Here is a 19,442-nt window from a genome sequence, read left to right as displayed (position 1 = left end):
TTTTGTGTTGCTGTATCGACTAATTTTGCAGGATTTTTGGCCACCCGCCACCCGCTTGACCGTCACTACGTCTTGTCTTTATCTACTTTAGTCACCTCTGCCGAAGATGCCCAAAAACCCCAGCATTCGCTCCGTTCTCATTATTGGCTCCGGTCCCATCGTCATTGGTCAGGCGTGTGAATTTGATTACGCTGGTTCGCAGGCCGCCCGCTCCATCCGCGACGAAGGCATTGACGTGGCCCTGATCAACTCCAACCCGGCCACGATCATGACTGATCCGATCAACGCCGATTACGTGTACCTGCTGCCGTTGGAGAAGAAATCCATTGTCGAGATTCTGAAAAAACATCAGGCAATGGGGCGTCCCATCGACGCTGTGCTTCCCACGATGGGTGGCCAAACGGCGCTGAACTTAGCCATCGACTGCGAGAAAGCGGGCATCTGGCAAAAGTACGGTGTTCAGCTTATCGGCGTGGACATTCAGGCCATCGAGACAACCGAAGACCGGGAGAAGTTCCGGCTGCTGATGCTTGAACTGGGCGTTGGCGTCTGCAAAGGCCGCACGGCCCGCTCGTTTCTGGAGGGGAAAGAGATTGCGCAGGAGATCGGTTTTCCGCTCGTGATCCGGCCGTCGTACACGCTCGGCGGTACGGGGGGCGGCTTCGTAAACAGCCCCGATGAGTTCGACAAAGCGCTCACGGCCGGGTTGCACGCATCGCCTACGCACGAGGTACTGGTAGAACAGAGCGTGATGGGCTGGAAAGAGTATGAGCTGGAACTGCTGCGCGACCACAACAGCAACTTCATCATCATCTGCTCCATCGAGAATTTTGACCCGATGGGCATTCACACCGGCGATTCCATCACGGTGGCCCCGGCTATGACCCTGCCCGACACGCTGTATCAGCAAATGCGCGATCTGGCCATCAAGGTAATGGGTGCCATCGGGCAGTTTGCGGGCGGTTGCAACATACAATTCTCGGTCAATCCGCAAACTGACGACATCATCGCCATTGAAGTCAACCCGCGCGTGAGCCGGTCGTCGGCGCTGGCCTCCAAAGCAACCGGTTATCCCATTGCTAAGATTGCCGCCAAAATGGCCATCGGCTACAACCTCGATGAGTTGATAAACCCTATCACGGGCACAACCTCGGCGTTTTTTGAACCCGCCATCGACTACGTCATCGTGAAAGTGCCGCGCTGGAACTTCGACAAGTTTCCCGGTGCCGACCGGTCGCTGGGGTTGCAGATGAAATCGGTGGGCGAAGCGATGGGCATTGGCCGGAACTTCCAGGAGGCCCTGCAAAAAGCGTGTCAGTCGCTCGAAATCCGGCGCAACGGGCTGGGTGCCGACGGCCGGGAACTCACCGACCGCAACGCGCTGACGCAGAGCCTGCAACACCCAAGCTGGAACCGGCTGTTCCACATCTACGACGCCTTTAAAGCCGGGATGTCGTTCCGCACCATTCAGCAACTCACCAAAATAGATCCCTGGTTTCTGCATCAGATTGAGGAACTCATTGAACTGGAGCGCGAAATTCAGCAGTACGACTTAGACGACTTACCCCCCGAACTTCTGCGTACGGCCAAGCAGAAAGGATACGCTGATCGGCAACTGGCGCACCTGCTGACGGTGAAGGAGAGCAAGATTTATCAGTATCGGCAGACGCATAATATCCGGCGGGTGTTCAAATGCGTGGATACCTGCGCGGCTGAATTTGAGGCCAAAACGCCGTACTATTATTCGACGTTCAATAACCAGTTACCCATCACGCAGGACCGTCCCGAACCCGTGTCCGACCTGCCCGGCAACGAGTCCATCCGCAGCGACCGCCCGAAAATTGTGGTGCTCGGTTCCGGCCCAAACCGCATTGGACAGGGCATTGAGTTCGACTACTCCTGCGTACACGGCGTGCTGGCGGCCAAAGAAGCGGGCTACGAAACGATCATGATTAACTGCAATCCGGAAACCGTCTCGACCGACCCCGACATTGCCGACAAGCTGTATTTTGAGCCGGTATTCTGGGAGCACGTTCACGCCATTATCATGCACGAGCAGCCGGTGGGCGTTATTGTGCAGTTAGGTGGTCAGACGGCGCTTAAAATGGCAGAGAAACTGACCCGCTACGGCATCAAAATCATCGGCACCAGTTGGGAAGCCCTCGACCTGGCCGAAGACCGGGGTCAGTTTTCGAGTCTGCTGCGCGACTTGGGCATTCCATACCCAAAATTCGGGACGGTGCGCGAGTCGGAGGGAGCGCTGGAACTGTCGCGCGAGCTGGGTTTCCCGCTGTTGGTGCGGCCGAGCTACGTGCTGGGCGGGCAGAACATGAAAATCGTCATCAACGAAGACGAACTGGAGCAGCACGTGATGAAGATCTTGCAGGACATTCCCGACAATAACATTCTGCTCGATCACTTCCTCGAAAACGCCATCGAGGCCGAAGCCGACGCTATTTGCGACGGGGAGGACGTGTACATCATCGGCATTATGGAGCACATCGAACCGGCGGGAATTCACTCCGGCGACTCCTACGCCGTGCTGCCGCCTTTCGACCTGAGCGAGAACGTGATCCGGCAGATCGAGGAACACACCCGGAAGATTGCCGTGGCGCTGCGCACCGTTGGCTTGATTAATATTCAGTTCGCCATTAAGAACGAAGTGGTGTATATCATTGAAGCCAATCCCCGCGCCAGTCGCACGGTGCCGTTCATTTGCAAGGCTTACCAGGAACCGTACGTCAACTATGCCACCAAGGTGATGCTGGGCGATAAGAAGGTCAACGACTTTGATTTTAAGCCGGTCAAAAAGGGTTACGCCATTAAAATTCCGGTGTTCTCGTTCAACAAATTTCCGAATGTGAACAAAGAACTCGGTCCCGAAATGAAATCGACGGGCGAGGGCATCTACTTCATCGACGACCTGACGGACGATTTTTTCCTGACCGTCTACGGCGAACGGAACCTGTATCTGAGCCGGTAAAACTCAGAAACAGTTGTGCTACATGCGATGAGCCTATTCCTAAACGCAAACAACCCGGCCCGCTTCGAAGCGGGCCGGGTTGTTTGTAACTGATTTGTCGATTTTAGAAGCCTAAGCCAACCGCAAAGCCGCGAACTGAAGGGTTGCCCGGTAATGCGATTCCGTTGGTAGCCGATCCGCTCATCAGGTTAACCGTGTAGAGCCGGGTAGTACCACCCGAGCGCAACAGCGCGTAGCCCGTGTTACTGGCCCCGCCGATGTCGAAACCGTTGCCTCCCTCCGCGTCAACGCCCAGCATACCAACTGGCATCAGGCCACCGCTGTTGGGCGGGTCCTGACGGAAGAGCATGGCACCCGTACGTGTGCTAATGTCATACAGCACCGTAGCCGTTGAGCCAGCGAAGTTGTTCGTGTAGGCGGCCGCCGTCACAACGACTGGTCCCGGATTGAGGTTACCATCAACGGCCGCTACGGTGCCGTCGTTCGGGTTCAGGCGCAAGTTCTGACCCATGTTGCTTACAACCCTAATACGGTCCACCGTCGGGTTAAAATCAAACCCAACATCAGTGCCCGTCAGAGCAGGAGAAATCGGTCCCGAACCAACCAGAGCAGCCATACCATTTGAGGTGTTGATGGTGTAAATCCGGCTGGTGCTGCCAATGGCGTACAACTGACCATTGGCCGGGCGGAAATCAATACCGTAGAGCGTTTCACCGCTTTGCAAACCCGTGATCGTTTTTGTAATGGGCGACGGACTCATTGGGTTGAAAATGAGCAGGTTATTGCCGCCATCGACCGCGTACGCAACCGGTTCCGTGGGAACAGCCATGCCAACAAGGCTTGTAGCGTTGGGCAAATCGCCAAGTAACTCAGCCCGGCCCGTTCCTAAGTTAATTTGGTAAAAGCGTTGCGTACCGTTATTAATCAGGATCGCAACGGCGTCGCCATTCGGGGCAATGTCGAAACTGCCCACTCCAGCGACATCGATACCCAATGCGCCTACTTCGGCCAGCGTGCCGTTGTTGGGCGGATTTTGAATATACAGTTTGTCGGTTACCGGATCAATGTCATATAAGGTCGTGGTGGTAACCCCGGCGCGGTTGTTGGTGTAAGCAACGCCCGAAATAGACGCGTTCGGTACGCCGTTGATAGCACCATCCACGGCAGCAACCGTTCCCGTTTCCGGGTTCAACCGCAAATCCTGTCCCCGGTTCGTAACCAGCCGGATGCGGTCAACGGTTGGGTTAAAATCAAATGCCACTACATCGCCGTTTATCGATGGCGAAAATGGCGTCGTACCCAGCACCTGTGCCCGGCCACTCGACAGATTAATCGAATACAACCGGCTGCCGTTGCTCACGGCGTACAGTTGCCCCGTTGCCGGGCGAAAGTCGATGGCCACCAGCCGTTCGCCCATCTGTAAATTGGTAACGTTAATGGTGCTCTGGACAACCGACGAGTTCTGCGAGTTTAACTGCAGCAACTGATTGTTGTCGGTCAGCGCGAAGAACATAAGGTCGGCAGACAGGCGTCCGTTGGCGGTCGACCGCCCATCTTGTGGGCTAAGTGGGTCCTGCACGTCCCGGCAGGCATTCAGCGTCAGCAGCGAACCAATCGTCAGCAGACCAGCGACGACACGGAGTGTTTTAGTGTAAAACATAAACATGAAGTAGTTGAAAGGTTTTTCATGGAGAAAACAATACCAGGGGTAATACGTCTCAGCGGGGCGAATGGATGCGTATAGAGCGAAAATAAGCTGGAAATTTACCAAGCGGAGGTAACTACTTACCAATCAGTATTTTCCCCGGAGAAGTAAACGGACTGAGCAATCGGGTTTCACCAGTTTTTCCGCAGGCTCACAAAGCTGCCGAATGCGTTAGGGTACAACTCCCCCCGGTCGAGTGCCACCGACGTAGTAAGCAGCGCACCGGGCCATCCTCTAAAGCGCCACTGCGCCGATAATCCCGTTGATAACTGCCGGAAGGGCTGTGGGTATGGCTGGTTTAAGGTGCCAAAATTCCGGCTGTAGGCCGCCCGCACCGTTAGCATCGGGCCGCGCCGAAAGCCGCCCCCGGCTCCGGCATACCAGGCCACAACCCGGTTGTTGGCGAAAAAGCCGCCCCCGCTCAGGTCATTCACGGTTGGACTAAAGTTGGTTCGTGGGCTAATGAACGGCGTGCCGAGCGTACGGCCCCGGTAGGACCACCCTTCGCGATACTGGCTGTGATTGAAATAGTTGTCACGTCCCTGGTAGCGGAGCGTCTGGTTGAAGACCGGGCCACTTTGGTTGGTCGTGCTCAACCACTCTAACACTATGCGCTGCATCCTGAATCGAACAGGAGCCGTTCGCTGGTTCAGAAACCGCAGACCCGTCAGGCCGTCGGGCAGATTTTGTAGTGCTAACCCGGACGCGTCTTCGTAAATGTGCTGATGATAGAGGAGCCAGTTGCTGGCCTTCCTGCGCCACTCCAGCGCAGCATCGTAACTGCCCACGTGATTGCCGATGCGGTTCTCGCCGTCGAAGCTTGTGAAGCGGTCGTTTTGGAGGCCGTCGGGATAGCGGCCGGTAACCAGCGATACGTAGTCGCGGAACGACGTGGGTAACGCCCCGTTGACGGCTAAGAGCGTGCCGACTAAATAATCCGCCCGCCCGCCCCACTGCACCTGATGGTTCAGCCCGGCGTAGAAACGGACCTTCCAGTTCGGTTTTCCAAAACGGCCATACAGGTATTTCTGATGCAGGTAACTATTCTTGATATAACTGTTCAGGAACCAGCCGTGGGCGTATCCCCCCCGAAAGGCCAGCAAACCTTTGGTAAAGGCCAGCGGTACGAAGTTGGGCGTGTGAAGCTGTACTTTAGGGAACGGCGTCGCATTGCCCGACCAGCTCACAAACCCCGATGTTAGCACCGTATCGCCCAGTCCAAACACTTCTCGCCGGTTGCCGCCGTAGAGTTCGAGCCAGCCAAATTTTAGCTTTACGTACGCATCCGGGAGCAGCCCGGCCGGATTGTTGGCCAGTCGGGGCGCTCCCACGTTCGCCACGGCATACAGCCCAAAACCCCAGTCGAACCGCGACGTTCGTTTGTTCGCTGAGTCGGAGCGGGCCTGGTAATCGCGTTGGGCGCTTAGGCGCACCGTGCCGAACGAGCCACGTGCCGGTATGATGCCGTGTTGGTTGGCGCTGAGCCAGAAGGGTGTTTGAGCCGGAGTTGCTGTTAGCCCACCCACCTCAACGGCGTATCGAATGGCTGGTTGCCCCACTACCGAACAACTAATTAGAAAAAAGAAACCGTTGAACAGATAGAGCAGACGCATAAGTGGAGTGGAGTGGATGAGCGATGGGGGTAGCGCCAGACGCAGCCCACGGATGGTATGTTGACGGCGGAATTTTGGCGGATCAAACTAAGCGAAAACATCTTGTATCCGCTGGCTATTAAGTTGATAAAATTAATTGGCAAATGGCAATACCTACTATAAAACTCAACAACGGCATCGATATGCCCCAGCTTGGCCTCGGTGTGTACGCTCCGCGTCACAATAATGAAATACAGCAGGCCGTAGAATGGGCGCTCGAAGCCGGGTGCCGCCTGATCGACACTGCTGCCGCCTATGGCAACGAACGGGAGGTGGCCGCTGCCCTGCAATCGGTTGGCCTGCCCCGGCAGGAGGTGTTTATTACGACCAAAGTCTGGAACGACGATCAGGGCTACGAACAAACGCTGCGGGCGTTCGACCGGAGTCTGGAGCGGCTTCAACTCGATGTCGTGGACCTGTACCTGATTCACTGGCCCGTGGAAGAGCACCGGCGCGAAACCTGGCGGGCGTTCGAAAAAATCTACGCCGACGGTCGCACCCGCGCCATTGGCGTTTCCAATTACTACGCTCCGCACTTAGATGAATTGTTTGAGCAGGCTACTATTACGCCCGCCGTCAATCAGTTCGAGTTCAGCCCGTACTGCTACCTACCTGACGTGCTGACGTACTGCCGCGAAAAAAATATTCAGCCCGAAGGCTACGCGCCCTTAGTTCGGGGCGAGAAAAAGGACGATCCGAGGTTGGTGAAACTGGCTGATAAGTACGGCAAAACGACGTTTCAACTGCTGGTACGCTGGTCGTTGCAACACGGCGTGGTGACTATCCCGAAATCGGTGAAGCGGGATCGCATCCGGGAGAACTTCGACGTGCTCGATTTTGTGCTTACCGACGAGGATATGGCGCTGCTGAACACATTTTACGATAACACCCGCGTTGCCCCCGACCCAAGCGACATTCCGTAGCGGGCGCGGGCTCGACCGGATTGTTCTGATCGCACGTTTGTATCTTTTCTCGACTACAGCACAAACAGCAAAGCGGGTTGTTCCGAATTATCCGGAACAACCCGCTTTGCTATTTACGAAAAAATATTGCTCAAAAGCCTACCGCGAGTAGCGGCTGCGGAACTCACGCCCGACGCCAAAGCCATACCCAAGCGCAAGGGTGAAGGTTGAGTTTTGCAGGGAACTGCGTCGTCCCCAAATGTTTGGCAGGTTGGTTTGAACGTCCGTCAGACCGAGGTTGTAGCGGGCGTCGATCAGGAACCGCTGCCGGTTGCCAACGCCCCAGTTGAATTGAAAACCGCCCGTTGCGCCGAGATCCAGGTTACTGAAATCATTGTTGTTGTCGCCGTTGATTAATGGGAAAGAGCCACTCGACAAGATCTCCCCGTCAACGCGTTTGGCGTTCAACTTAATGCCCAGCGACGGGCCAATGAATACGTTCGGTCGGAAATTGCCCGACAACGTCAGGAAGTAGCGGGCCACTACCGGAATCTCCAAATAATTGACGCGCTGCGTGAATTTGATAGCGTTGTTATTGAAGCGGGTGCCGCGCTGCGAGTAGAGAACGTCGGCCGAAATGCCGAAGTGGTTGAGGGAGCTATACATCAAAAACGCCCCGGCCGCCAAACCCGGTTTAAACTTCATGCCGTCGGCGTTGCCCCAATAATTAGACAAATTCAAGCCAAGGCGTGGTCCGGCACTGAATCGCTGTTGCCCGTAAGCCGTTGACAGACAAAAGAAAAAGAGGAGAAAAAATGGTGCGCGTACTGATCTGGGAATTGAGTTAAACATAGACTTTTGTAAATGGTGATACGCCCGTTTAACGACCGCTGTTTGGGAAATGTTTTGTGGGTGCGCCCCACATTTTATGTTCCGGCTTCGGTGCGTACCTTTGATATAGCCAGTTTCTGAAAAACGAGCAGGCGTATTACAATCAACAAGGTATGAAACGACCCTCGCTGTATTTTGCCGACGAACACGATCTATTCCGGCAGAGCGTCCGGCAGTTCATCGAAACCGAAGTCGTTCCGCATACCCACGAATGGGAAACCAATCGACGGATTCCTATCGCCATTTTTAGGCGAATGGGCGAATTGGGCTACCTCGGCCTTCCGTTCCCGGAGGAGTTTGGGGGCGTCCATGCTGATTTCTGGTACTCGGTCGTCTTTCTGGAAGAGTTGGCCCGCTGTGGCATGGGCGGCTTCACCACGGCCGTCAGCGTTCACGAGTACATGGCCATCAACCACATTTCAAAAGCGGGGAGCTACGAACTCAAGCAACGCTACTTAGTCCCGGCCATTGCGGGCGAAAAAGTAGCCGCGCTGGCCATCACCGAACCCGACACCGGCTCCGACGTGTCGGCCATCCGGACAACGGCCCTGCGCACCGATGCGGGTGACGAATTTGTTGTTAACGGAGCCAAAACATTCATCAGCAACGGTACCTACGGCGACTTCGTGACGCTCGTAGTCAAAACTAAAACCGATGCGGGCACCAACGGAATCAGCCTGATTGTGGTGGACCTGAACAGCCCCGGCATCACCCGTACCAAATTAGACAAAATGGGCTGGCACAGCTCTGATACGGCCGAAATTCGCTTCGACGATGTGCGCGTCCCGGTCGGCAACCTGATCGGCCAGGAGAACCGGGGATTCTATTACCTGATGGAAAGCCTGCAACTCGAACGCTTGGTAGCGGCCGTTATGGCGGTTTCCGGCGCACAGTTAGCCCTCGACTGGACGGTGACGTACCTCAACGAACGGGAAGCCTTTGGCAAAAAAATTAGCACGTTTCAGGCCATTCGCCACAAAATCGCCGACGTAGCTACTGAGATCGAGATGGCCCGGCAGTTTGTGTACCACACGTGTTGGCTCTTCACGCAGGGCGAAGTGGTTGTGAAAGAGTGTTCTATGGCTAAACTTGCCGCGTCGGAGATGCAGAAACGCGTGGTGGACACGTGTCTGCAATTTTTCGGGGGCTACGGCTACATGGAAGACTACCCCATTGCCCGCGCCTACCGCGACGTTCGGGTGGGCACCATTGCCGGTGGCTCCTCCGAAATCATGCGCGAGATCATCGCCCGGATCGTGATCGATGCCGTAGCCTACAAACCCGTCTACGAAGGGGCAGGGGCAAAGGAGTAAGGAGATCTCTATTTCAAATATGGCCGCACTACTGGTGCCCACCGCTGATACCCTTTTTCGGTCATGTGCAAACTGTCAGACCGGAACAGTTCGCTGATGGGTTGCCCGTCCGGGCCAAACATCGTTGGCCGGATATCTACGAACTGCGCGTTTGGCTTCTTCGCCAAAAACCGGCTGATGCGCTGATTAGCGTCGTCGGTGGCGGGCCAGAACTGTCGACGCGACGGGCTGGGTTTGATGGCTATAAACGTAAACGTCGCTTTAGGCAGCTTTTTGCGGACGTAACGGAACAGGTCAACAAAGCGGGCGTAGGTCTGCCGGGCAGTTTGCTTGCCCGTGGCAATGTCGTTTTCTCCGGCATACAGCACAATTTGTTTCGGTTGATACCGCACGATAACCCGGTCGGCGAAGTGGCGCACGTCGCTCAATTGAGAACCACCAAAGCCACGATTCAGTATTGCTTTGCTGGGAAAATACGCAGGCAGATCGGTCCAGAACCGGATGGACGAACTGCCCGTGAACAAAATAACGTCGGCTGGGGGAGGTGTCGCCCGGTCCTGCGCTTCAAACGCCAGAATCTCTTTCTCGAACGGGGGCGTTTGCCCGGATGCCCGAACACCAATGGTGAGCAATAAAAGGTAAGCGATAAATCTCATAGGGTTAATAAACAGATATTTAGGTGTATGGGCGTATGTATTTTCGGAGTGCAATTTACCCCGTAGGGGTTCAACAGCGCAGCGTCGGTAGCATGTCAACAGTTGTATTCTGTCTTTTTTGTCCCGTAGGGACGTAACAGCGCAGCCTCGGTTTAATACGATTGCCTGCCGACGCTGCGCTGTTATGTCCCTACGGGACGGTCTGGATACCATGAAACGGTATCGTCGAAAAAAGATTATAAAAAAGGTACGACGCTTTCCAGACTCATTCCCCGCGATCCTTTGACCAGTATATGGGTGTCGGTCATGGGGTGGTCCATCAGCCAGTTGTGCAGCGAAAACTTGTCGGGAATGTAATAGGCCTTGGGCAGCGCACCGAGCGCGTATTTCATGTCCTGCCCGGCCAGAATAACTACGTCGAAGTGACAGTCGGCAATTAACTGGCCCAGTGCCGCGTGTTCGGCTTCGCTTTCGGGACCGAGTTCGTACATGTCGCCGAGTATTACCATTCTGCGGTGAGCCGGTGTCACGGCAAACTGACGAATAGCAGCCGCCATTGAACTCGGATTGGCGTTATAAGCATCCAACAGAATGGTGTTGGTGCCTTTCACGAGCACCTGCGAGCGGTTATTGCTGGGGTTATAATCCGCGATGGCCCGGTTGGCGTCGGCGGGTGAAACGCCGAAGTACTGCCCAATAGCCAGCGCGGCCAGCATGTTCTCGAAGTTGTAGCGGCCTGGCAGGTGCGTCCTTACCTCATGTCCGGCCGCGTCGCGGTAGATAACGACCGGTGATTCCTGCACCAGTTCGACTGGTTCGCCGGGGTAAAATATGGCTTCCGCAAAAGTCGTTTCCTGGCGCAGCGTCTTGAGCCGTTCGCGGTACATGGCGGTTAGAACCGTGTCGCGGGAGTTGATAAATACCGTTTGTCCACTCTGCGCTAAGTAATCATACAATTCTCCCTTGCCTTTGCGAACGCCTTCGATGCCGCCGAAACCGTCGAGGTGTGCCTTGCCGACGTTCGTAATAAGGCCGTGGGTGGGTTGCGTAATAGAGCAGAGCAGTTCTATTTCTTTTTGATGATTGGCCCCCATCTCGATCACTGCCATTTCACACTGCTCATTCAGGGATAATAGCGTCAGTGGAACGCCGATGTGGTTATTGAGGTTGCCAACGGTGGCGTAGGTTCGGTAGTTTTTGCCCAAAACGGCTGCAATCAGCTCTTTGGTCGTCGTTTTGCCGTTGGAACCCGTCAGGCCGATAACGGGAAACGCAAACGTTCGGCGGTGGTGCCGGGCCAGTTCCTGTAGCGCCAGCAGGCTGTCGGGCACGAGCAAGCAGCCAGTTCCTCCAGTATCTGCTACCGCCGGGTCGTCGACGAGGGCGTAGCGTGCGCCCAATGCCAGCGCCTGCTCAGCAAAGGTGTTACCGTTGAAATTGTCGCCGGTCAGGGCCACAAACAGGCAGTCGGGCGTGATTCGGCGCGTGTCGGTCGAGACACCGGTGCATTCGAGGAATTTAGCGTAGAGTTGTTCGGTTGACAGCATCACAAACGGGCTGGTTCAGCGTTCTATACAGTAGCCTGATAAGTCAGGAAAATTTCGTTCTGAGTGTGTGGGTGTTTACGGGTTTATCGCTCAGAAACGGATACACTCAAAAGCGCTACACTCAATACGGCTTGTTTGACGTTGGAACTGCTCTCAAAGGTAAATGAAAAAGGCGTTTACGTTTATTGGCTGGCTGCTTGCGGTTGGCGTCTATGCCCAGCAAACAGCCCCCCGGCTGTTTTCTTTCCAGTACGACCAGCGCCCCACCGTCAGTGTCGACGGCCGGGTGTTGCTCAACCCCTGGGCGGGTGGGCTGAATGCCACCCAGTACTCGACCGTGCGCCTGAACGACGACACCCGCGACGACCTTGTGGTGTTTGACCGGACAACGTTTAAAGTCAGCACTTTCGTTGCCATCGACGACCCATCAGGCACGGGCATTGCCTGGCAGTACGCCCCCGCTTACGAAGTGGCTTTTCCGGTGGTATATAGCTGGATACTGCTGGTCGACTATGATGGCGACGGACGAAAAGACCTGTTTACGAACGGGTTGAGCGGTGTACGGCTGTTTCATAATGAGTCGGCAGGCGGCAATCCGGTGTTCAGGCTGATGGCCGACCCGCTTATGACCGAAGGGTATGGTGGCCGACAGTCGCTCTACGTGCCCCCATCCGACACGCCCGCTATTCTCGATTATGACGACGATGGCGACATTGACGTGCTGACCTTTGACGGAACGGGCGATCAGATTTCTTACCAGCAAAACCTGAGTGTTGAGCGGACGGGCCGTAAAGACGGGTTGGACTTCAAACGAACGTCGGGCGTGTGCTGGGGGCATTTCAAAAAGAATTACTGCAACGACTTCACGTTTGGACTGGAGTGCGGGGGCGAACCGCAACTGACAACGCCAGATCTAAGTGGAGCCAGGCCACTGCATTCGGGCAACACCCTGACCGTGCTGGATACCGATGGCGACGGCAATAAAGACTTGCTGTTTGGGTTCGTCACCTGTCAGAATCTGGCCCGCATCCGCAGTGTTGGTCCCAACAGCAGCAAAGCGTATTTTACGGGGTTCGACAGCTTATTCCCGGCTCGCCGTCCCATCGTGTTTCCGGCGTTTCCGGCTACGTCCTGGGAAGATGTCGACGGCGACGGTCAGAAAGATTTGCTGGCGTCGCCCAATGTGGGTTTCAACGAGAACCAAGCGTTTAATTTCCGGGCGTCGGGTTGGTTTTACAAGAACGCCGGAACCAATCTGAAGCCGGATTTTCAATTCGTTCGCACTGATTTTTTGCAGAGTGAAATGCTCGATTTGGGCGAAAACGCGGCCCCGGCCTTGGCCGATCTCGATGGCGATGGCGATATGGATTTGTTGATTGGTTACGCGGGCTTTCAAACCACCAATGGCTACCGGGCCGGATTGTGGCAGTTCGAGAACAGAGGCACCCGCCAAAATCCGGCTTTCGTGCTTATCACTACCGATTACTTAGGCCTGACGGCTTCGCTGACGCTGACCAATGCGATCCCCGCGTTTGCCGACGTGGATGCCAACGGGAGCACGGACCTGGTGCTGACGGCGAACGGCGTGGAGATGCGGGTACTGCTCAATTCCGCTCCCCAGGGCAGTGCTGTTCGCTACAGTCTCGCCACGGCCATCCGCTGGCCCAAGCCCGACCGGATGGTTCCCGGCGACCTGCCAACCGTGACTGACGTTGACCGCGACGGTATTGCCGACCTGTTGATTGGCAAGATCGACGGCACCATTCAGTACCTGCGCAATGCGGGCACGACGGCGAATCCTGTGTTTCAGTTGCAAAACCAAAATGTGGGTAACTTTGCCATCGACCGGTTCATTGGTGCCCATTCAATTACGGTTACTGATCTGAACGGCGACCAGAAAAATGAACTGACTGTTGCCACCAATAGCGGACAGATTCGGGTATACCAATTCCCCGACCGGCAGTCGTTCGATCAACCCCTGACGCTGCTTGACTCACTGCCGGGCGCGGGGTTGCCGGGTAAAGGACTTATAGCCGCTCTTGCTGACCTCGATGGCGATCAGCTACCCGATCTGATGGTGGGCACTACAACGGGTGGGCTGCGGTATCTGAAGAACACATCGCAGAAAGTAGTTATTACGGGCGTAACCGAGGAGCCGACCGGCCCGTGGGCATTCCCAAATCCAACGGACCGGTACATGACCATCCGCGCCCCGCACAACGGCCGCGTTGAACTGCTCTCGCTGTCGGGACAGGTTGTGCTGCCCGGTCAGGCCGTTCGGGCCAATATCGAAACAACGGTTGATCTTGGCAATCTGACCGAAGGCACCTACCTGCTGCGACTATCGGCCGACAGCACCTCACCACAGCAGGCGCTGGTGCAGAAGGTGGTCATCTGGAAATAGCCCTCTCCTAAAAACACTTCGTTTGGACTGGGGTTAAAGAACAGTATCTGCCTGTGTATATGGTTTAGGCGTATAGGCTGAATATAGACACGCACATACTCAAATACCAACACACGCAAACACTCAACTACTAATCTTATGGAAAACAACGATAACTCTAATCAGCAGGTGGATCAGAACACGGGTGGGCCGCTGGAAGGCATGTCGCCCCAAAATACGAATATGCCCGAAAGCAACGACGAAATGGATTCGGTTGTTTACGCGGGTTTGGGCGTCGATAACCAGCCTGATGTGATGAATCCGGGCGACGAGGAAGCCTCCGACACGCTTCTCTACACCGATACGGCCACTGCCCGCCACGCCACCGACGGTGTTTCCAACAACGAAGACCTGGATGACCTGCCCGACGATTTACTGGATGAAGATCTGTCGGACGACGAATTAGATGACGAGATCACCCAGCTCGCCGAGGAGGAAGACGAAGGGGGAGAGCCGTATTGATTTGATTAATCGGGTGACTTTGGCTCGTCGAATGAATAGCATCAGTGGGCATAAAAAAACCGAAGTCGTGATGACTTCGGTTTTTTATGTTTGGAGCCTCCTATAGGACTTGAACCTACGACCCCTTCATTACGAATGAAGTGCTCTACCAACTGAGCTAAGGAGGCTTTTTGCGAGTGCAAATATAGCCGGTCGGAATTTAATAATGCAAGTATCCGTTCTCTTTTCGGTAATTTTGCATCCATGATTTCCATTACGAACCTTTCTTATTTTATCGGTAGCCGGGCACTCTACGACAATGCCTCGCTGCACATCAAACCCGGTCAAAAAATCGGTCTGATTGGTCTCAACGGCACCGGTAAGTCTACGCTATTACGTATTATCAATGGCGAATACCAACCCGACGGCGGTATTATTTCCAAAGCGGGCGACGTAACAATTGGCTTCCTGAATCAGGATTTGCTGTCGTACCAAACCGACGATTCGATTCTGTCGGTGGCTATGCAGGCCTTTGCCCGGCAGAACGAACTGCATGAGCAGATTGAGGAGTTGCTCCACCAGATGGAAACCAATTACCGCGATGAATTAGTCGATAAGCTCGGCAAGGTGCAGGAAGAGTTCGACGCCCTCGACGGCTACACGATTCAATCCAAAGCCGAAGAAATTCTGGAAGGTCTCGGTTTCTCGACCGATGATCTGCACCGTCCCCTGAAGCTGTTTTCGGGTGGCTGGCGGATGCGGGTTATGCTCGCCAAACTGCTGTTGCAAAAGCCGTCGCTGTTGATGCTCGATGAGCCGACCAACCACCTTGACCTACCGTCGATTCAGTGGGTCGAAAAATACGTTCAGAATTACGAAGGAGCCGTTATCGTGGTTTCCCACGACCGCGAATTCGTTGATAATGTGGTCGATACGATTGTTGAGGTGTCGGGGGCGAAGTTGAATTATTACGCGGGAGACTATTCGTATTACATCGAAGAGAAGGCGCAGCGGAACGAGATTCAAAAAGGAGCTTTTGAAAATCAGCAGGCGAAAATCCGGCAAACGGAGCGGTTTATCGAGCGTTTTAAAGCGAAAGCGTCCAAAGCCAAGCAAGCCCAAAGCCGGGTTAAACAACTCGAACGGATGGAGTTGGTCGACGACGTGATTGACAGTAACGCACGGGTTAATTTCAAGTTTAACTTCTCGCAGCAACCGGGTCGGCACATTCTGCACTTAGATAATATATCGAAGGCGTACGGCGAAAAACGTATCCTGAAAAGCACGACAGCCCGGCTCGAACGGGGTGATAAAGTAGCGCTGATTGGGGCCAACGGACGCGGCAAATCGACGCTGCTGCGCATCATTTCCGGCTCCGAACCCATCGAAGGGGAGCGGCAGTTGGGCTACAACGTTTCGTTCAGCTTCTACGCGCAGCACCAGCTTGAGTCGCTGCGCGTGGACGATTCGATGCTGGACGAACTCAAACAGGCGAATCCAACGAAGTCGGATGGGGAACTGCGGGGTGTGCTGGGTTGCTTTCTGTTCTCGGGCGACGACGTGTTTAAGAAAATTAAGGTGCTGTCGGGGGGCGAAAAGTCTCGGGTGGCGCTGGCGAAGGTGTTGCTCTCGCAGGCCAACTTCCTGCTCTTAGATGAACCGACCAACCACTTAGACATGCAGTCGGTCAACATTCTGATACAGGCGTTGAATCAGTACGAAGGCACGTACGTCGTCGTCTCCCACGACCGGTATTTCGTCTCGCAGATCGCCAATAAAATCTGGTACATTGAAGACGGGCAGATTAAGGAATACCCCGGTACGTATGATGAGTATGAATGGTGGCAGGAAGAGCGCAAACAACAGGGATTTGTTGCCGACAAACCGGCTGAAGCCCCGAAGACGCAGCCTGTCAGTCAACCCGCCACCAACGGTCATGTCAATTCAGGCGGGGCCACAAATGGAAACGGCAGTGCCAGTAATGGTCATAAGCCGGGCACGAATGGGCGGGTCTCAGATGAGGAACGCAAAGAATGGCAGAAAACGCTGAAGACCCTGACTCGCCAGGCCGAAGAAGCCGAAACGGAGATTAGCCGCTTAGAGAGTCAGAAAAAGAAACTCGAAGCTGAACTCGCCGACCCCGCTACCTACGGTGACAGCCGCAAAATGCAGGCGAAGAACGACGAATATAAGCACTTGTCGCATCAATTAGACGCGCTCCAGACTCAGTGGGAAACCGCGATGCTGGAAGCTGAAGAATGGGAAAAGAAATTGGCGTGAAGTTGCGTAGAAATACGCCTTGAAGAGTAGGAATTGTACGCTAAAAGACTGGTAGTAAAGGTATTACTTTTACTACCAGTCTTTTTAACGTTAAACCCTACTACCATGCCATTAGATTTGACCAAACCGGGAGTCAGTCAGACTGATCCAAATTATTTAGCCATCACCGGCGATTTGCAGGGCAACATCCTTACCTCGCACGGCCGTAACTTCACGGGGCAGTTGCTCGTTCAGTTCAACCCGGCCAAGCGTGCTGAGATACGGGCATTTTTGAAGAAACTGGCTACATCGGGCCGCATCACGTCCACTAAACAGCAGAAGGCCGATACTGATCTGTTCAAGCAGCAGAAAAAAGCGGGGAAGGTCCCAACTCAAAAGTTTTTCCGGGGTTTATATCTGACCGCTCAAGGGTATAACAAGCTGGGGTTTACGGATCTGAATCAATTCGACAGTCTGTTTCAAAACGGCATGAAGGCGTCGCAGGACGACCTGCACGATCCGCTCGTTGACGACTGGGAAGTTGGCTACCAAAGCAATGGTGATGCCTTGTTTTTATTTGCCCATGGCGTAGAAGCTACACTGCGGGCAAAGATGATTGAATTTAGTGGTGTCCTGCGTGAAGCGGGCAAGGCAAAGATTCTGGCGGCTGAATATGGCAAAGGGTTCACGAATGCAGTTGGCGATCACCTCGAACATTTCGGTTACGTGGACGGCATCAGCCAACCCGATTTCTTTACGCAGAGTCCTCCCCTGCTACATAATCACTGGGACCCGATAGCTCCACTGAGTCTGGTGTTGGTAGACGACCCGCTGGGCACTCCTGGCAAGTCATTCGGCAGCTACTACGTGTTCCGTAAACTGGAGCAGAACGTGCGTGGTTTCAAGAAAACGGAAGGTCTGCTGGCTACCGCACTGGCGTTGGGTAGCGCCCCTGGCCTGACTGAAGAGCAGCGCGAGGAGGAAAGAGAACTGGCCGGGGCATTGGTCGTGGGCCGTTTCGAGAATGGGATGCCGGTCACCATGAGTAAAACGGCGGACTCGGTGTCGCTTCTTGACAATCAAATCGGTAAAATTAACGACTTCAATTACGGGCAGAAAGTGGCTGGTATAGACGATCTTAGCGGAGGACGCTGCCCATTTCAGGGCCACATTCGCAAAACTAATCCACGCGGCACGGGCGGCTTTGAATCGCCCGCTGATGAGCGGGGACACCTGATGGCCCGCCGGGGAATAACGTACGGTGAACGCCTGATTGAACCGAAAGACGAACCGGATATCGAGGAAATGCCTACCGAAAACGTAGGGTTACTTTTTGCCAGTTTTCAAAGCGACATTGCCAATCAGTTCGAATTCACGCAAAAAAACTGGGCGAACTTGATCAACTTTCCGCAAAGAAATGATGGGCTTACCACTGGTATCGACCCCGCCATCGGTCAGGTACCCGCTGGCGGTAAGATTACACACAAGTTTCCGAAAGTTTATAACAACAGCAATCCGGCAAACTCAAAATCGTTCGACGATTTTGGAAACTTTGTGACCATGAAGGGCGGTGAGTATTTTTTTGCACCCTCACTCACGTTCTTCAAAGGGTTATAATCTTGTTTGACAGCCGGCACAAATTGTATTAATTGGCGCGTCTGCAGATCGAATGGCAACCCGTAACAGAAAAAAACCGGCGTTCTGCCGGTTTTTTTCTGTTACGGACCAAAATAAACGTACAGAAGAACGGCTCCTCCCGACGCAATAAACCAGGTTATGAGTGCCAGTAAGGTTGCCACGCCGGTCTTGAGGTATCGAATTGGCCGCTCGTAGCCTATGAATTGATGGTAAGCAATGGTTAAATAAACCAACTGAAAAAGCAGGAGAAACCGGTTTAGATAAGACAGGTACTGATTAAATACAAAGCCTAACAGCAGTGTTGCAATGATACTGAAGAGCGAAAAGGAACCTGCAAAGAAGATGTGAGCCACCAAATGTTCTGAGTAGTTGATGCCGGTTCGCCGGAAAAATAACCAGAAGATAAGCGCAAACACAGGAATGGCCAGCAAACCGACGACGTTGATGTGTTTTTCGATGTATGAACTTGCCGCCCGTTGGCGTTGAATGTAAGGCAAATTTTCTTTCGGAATAGTTGGCGTTACGCGTGGCGTTGCTGACTGTTGAGGGGAATTGTCTTTCGTGTAAGGCTTTACGAGAATGTTGACGGATATGTTGAGACCCAGCACAATCAGCAGAAACGTAAACGGATTGAAGTATTTTTTGCGTTTGCCTTCCAGCACATACTCCCGGGCTGTAATGCCAGGTCGACGCGCCAAACTCCTGATTAAAAACAACACGCCTTTGTCGGCATGCGTGAAAGCATGAACGAACTCATGGAAAATGTGCGGCAGATTGAAGCGATGAATGTGGGTGGTTTGGCCACACTGAGGGCAAAAGGCGTACGTAGTTTCCAGGTCCGCCGAGCAGTTTGGGCACGTCTTTACGGTGGTCAGCGTCATGAGCGGAAGGGTGAAATGGGAGCGGCTGCAAAATACTAAATCATTCAGTATGAGCATTCTGTTTTTCGTCCTTTTGCACAACTACACCGAGGTCTCTGCGTTTACTTTACGAACCGCCTTACCAATCAAAA

The 19,442-nt window shown here is 54.2% G+C and carries 13 protein-coding genes and 1 tRNA gene; 7 read left to right on the top strand and 7 right to left on the bottom strand.

Annotated features, from left to right (window positions below):
* Positions 1-106 precede the first annotated feature (106 nt).
* A complete protein-coding gene (gene carB / locus ACYVHB_RS17255; protein ID WP_461053016.1) occupies positions 107-2,983 on the top strand; it encodes a carbamoyl-phosphate synthase large subunit in 2,877 nt (958 codons plus the stop codon).
* Positions 2,984-3,086: 103 nt separating this feature from the next.
* Here the strand turns inward: carB and ACYVHB_RS17250 are convergent, their stop codons facing one another.
* Complete coding sequence (locus ACYVHB_RS17250; RefSeq protein ID WP_461053015.1) at positions 3,087-4,643, bottom strand: DUF4394 domain-containing protein; 1,557 nt, start codon at positions 4,641-4,643, stop codon at positions 3,087-3,089.
* 176 nt (positions 4,644-4,819) lie between these two features.
* A complete protein-coding gene (locus ACYVHB_RS17245; RefSeq protein ID WP_461053014.1) occupies positions 4,820-6,301 on the bottom strand; it encodes a capsule assembly Wzi family protein in 1,482 nt (493 codons plus the stop codon).
* 143 nt (positions 6,302-6,444) lie between these two features.
* Between ACYVHB_RS17245 and ACYVHB_RS17240 the strand changes: the two genes are divergently transcribed.
* On the top strand, positions 6,445-7,263 hold the full coding sequence (locus tag ACYVHB_RS17240) for an aldo/keto reductase (RefSeq protein WP_461053013.1): 819 nt from the start codon (positions 6,445-6,447) through the stop codon (positions 7,261-7,263).
* Between the two features lie 138 nt (positions 7,264-7,401).
* Here ACYVHB_RS17240 and ACYVHB_RS17235 read toward each other — a convergent pair whose 3' ends face one another.
* Positions 7,402-8,094 (bottom strand): porin family protein, encoded by a 693-nt coding sequence (locus ACYVHB_RS17235; protein WP_461053012.1) that lies wholly within the window; start codon positions 8,092-8,094, stop codon positions 7,402-7,404.
* A gap of 152 nt (positions 8,095-8,246) precedes the next feature.
* Between ACYVHB_RS17235 and ACYVHB_RS17230 the strand changes: the two genes are divergently transcribed.
* On the top strand, positions 8,247-9,446 hold the full coding sequence (locus ACYVHB_RS17230) for an acyl-CoA dehydrogenase family protein (RefSeq protein WP_461053011.1): 1,200 nt from the start codon (positions 8,247-8,249) through the stop codon (positions 9,444-9,446).
* A gap of 8 nt (positions 9,447-9,454) precedes the next feature.
* On the opposite strand, the gene ACYVHB_RS17225 is transcribed toward ACYVHB_RS17230, so the two are convergent.
* A complete protein-coding gene (locus ACYVHB_RS17225) occupies positions 9,455-10,102 on the bottom strand; it encodes a GDSL-type esterase/lipase family protein (RefSeq protein ID WP_461053010.1) in 648 nt (215 codons plus the stop codon).
* Between the two features lie 236 nt (positions 10,103-10,338).
* Positions 10,339-11,649 (bottom strand): UDP-N-acetylmuramoyl-tripeptide--D-alanyl-D-alanine ligase, encoded by a 1,311-nt coding sequence (locus tag ACYVHB_RS17220; protein WP_461053009.1) that lies wholly within the window; start codon positions 11,647-11,649, stop codon positions 10,339-10,341.
* 163 nt (positions 11,650-11,812) lie between these two features.
* Between ACYVHB_RS17220 and ACYVHB_RS17215 the strand changes: the two genes are divergently transcribed.
* Together ACYVHB_RS17215 and ACYVHB_RS17210 are read left to right on the top strand one after the other, a co-directional pair.
* On the top strand, positions 11,813-14,053 hold the full coding sequence (locus tag ACYVHB_RS17215; RefSeq protein ID WP_461053008.1) for an FG-GAP-like repeat-containing protein: 2,241 nt from the start codon (positions 11,813-11,815) through the stop codon (positions 14,051-14,053).
* Positions 14,054-14,191: 138 nt separating this feature from the next.
* Positions 14,192-14,554 carry a hypothetical protein gene (locus ACYVHB_RS17210; RefSeq protein ID WP_461053007.1) on the top strand — a complete coding sequence of 121 codons (363 nt, stop codon included), beginning with the start codon at positions 14,192-14,194 and terminating at the stop codon, positions 14,552-14,554.
* Positions 14,555-14,645: 91 nt separating this feature from the next.
* Here ACYVHB_RS17210 and ACYVHB_RS17205 read toward each other — a convergent pair.
* A tRNA-Thr gene (locus tag ACYVHB_RS17205) sits at positions 14,646-14,721 on the bottom strand.
* Between the two features lie 76 nt (positions 14,722-14,797).
* On the opposite strand from ACYVHB_RS17205, the gene ACYVHB_RS17200 reads away from it, so the two are divergent.
* Together ACYVHB_RS17200 and ACYVHB_RS17195 are read left to right on the top strand one after the other, a co-directional pair.
* Positions 14,798-16,813, top strand: a complete 2,016-nt coding sequence (locus tag ACYVHB_RS17200; RefSeq protein ID WP_461053006.1) for an ABC-F family ATP-binding cassette domain-containing protein — start codon at positions 14,798-14,800, stop codon at positions 16,811-16,813.
* A 105-nt stretch (positions 16,814-16,918) separates the two neighbouring features.
* Complete coding sequence (locus ACYVHB_RS17195; RefSeq protein WP_461053005.1) at positions 16,919-18,409, top strand: Dyp-type peroxidase; 1,491 nt, start codon at positions 16,919-16,921, stop codon at positions 18,407-18,409.
* A gap of 101 nt (positions 18,410-18,510) precedes the next feature.
* Here ACYVHB_RS17195 and ACYVHB_RS17190 read toward each other — a convergent pair whose 3' ends face one another.
* Positions 18,511-19,368 carry a DUF3667 domain-containing protein gene (locus ACYVHB_RS17190; RefSeq protein WP_461053004.1) on the bottom strand — a complete coding sequence of 286 codons (858 nt, stop codon included), beginning with the start codon at positions 19,366-19,368 and terminating at the stop codon, positions 18,511-18,513.
* Positions 19,369-19,442 lie beyond the last annotated feature (74 nt).

Source organism: Spirosoma arcticum (assembly GCF_054779955.1).
Note: the sequence above shows the minus strand (reverse complement) of the source record. Positions and strands in the feature narration are given on the sequence as shown.

Coding starts and splice junctions, on each gene's coding strand:
- ACYVHB_RS17190 (WP_461053004.1), bottom strand. CDS start 19,368: ATGCTCATACTGAATGATTTAGTATTTTGCAGCCGCTCCCATTTCACC.
- ACYVHB_RS17240 (WP_461053013.1), top strand. CDS start 6,445: ATGGCAATACCTACTATAAAACTCAACAACGGCATCGATATGCCCCAG.
- ACYVHB_RS17195 (WP_461053005.1), top strand. CDS start 16,919: ATGCCATTAGATTTGACCAAACCGGGAGTCAGTCAGACTGATCCAAAT.
- ACYVHB_RS17225 (WP_461053010.1), bottom strand. CDS start 10,102: ATGAGATTTATCGCTTACCTTTTATTGCTCACCATTGGTGTTCGGGCA.
- ACYVHB_RS17215 (WP_461053008.1), top strand. CDS start 11,813: ATGAAAAAGGCGTTTACGTTTATTGGCTGGCTGCTTGCGGTTGGCGTC.
- carB (WP_461053016.1), top strand. CDS start 107: ATGCCCAAAAACCCCAGCATTCGCTCCGTTCTCATTATTGGCTCCGGT.
- ACYVHB_RS17220 (WP_461053009.1), bottom strand. CDS start 11,649: ATGCTGTCAACCGAACAACTCTACGCTAAATTCCTCGAATGCACCGGT.
- ACYVHB_RS17200 (WP_461053006.1), top strand. CDS start 14,798: ATGATTTCCATTACGAACCTTTCTTATTTTATCGGTAGCCGGGCACTC.
- ACYVHB_RS17210 (WP_461053007.1), top strand. CDS start 14,192: ATGGAAAACAACGATAACTCTAATCAGCAGGTGGATCAGAACACGGGT.
- ACYVHB_RS17250 (WP_461053015.1), bottom strand. CDS start 4,643: ATGTTTTACACTAAAACACTCCGTGTCGTCGCTGGTCTGCTGACGATT.
- ACYVHB_RS17245 (WP_461053014.1), bottom strand. CDS start 6,301: ATGCGTCTGCTCTATCTGTTCAACGGTTTCTTTTTTCTAATTAGTTGT.
- ACYVHB_RS17235 (WP_461053012.1), bottom strand. CDS start 8,094: ATGTTTAACTCAATTCCCAGATCAGTACGCGCACCATTTTTTCTCCTC.
- ACYVHB_RS17230 (WP_461053011.1), top strand. CDS start 8,247: ATGAAACGACCCTCGCTGTATTTTGCCGACGAACACGATCTATTCCGG.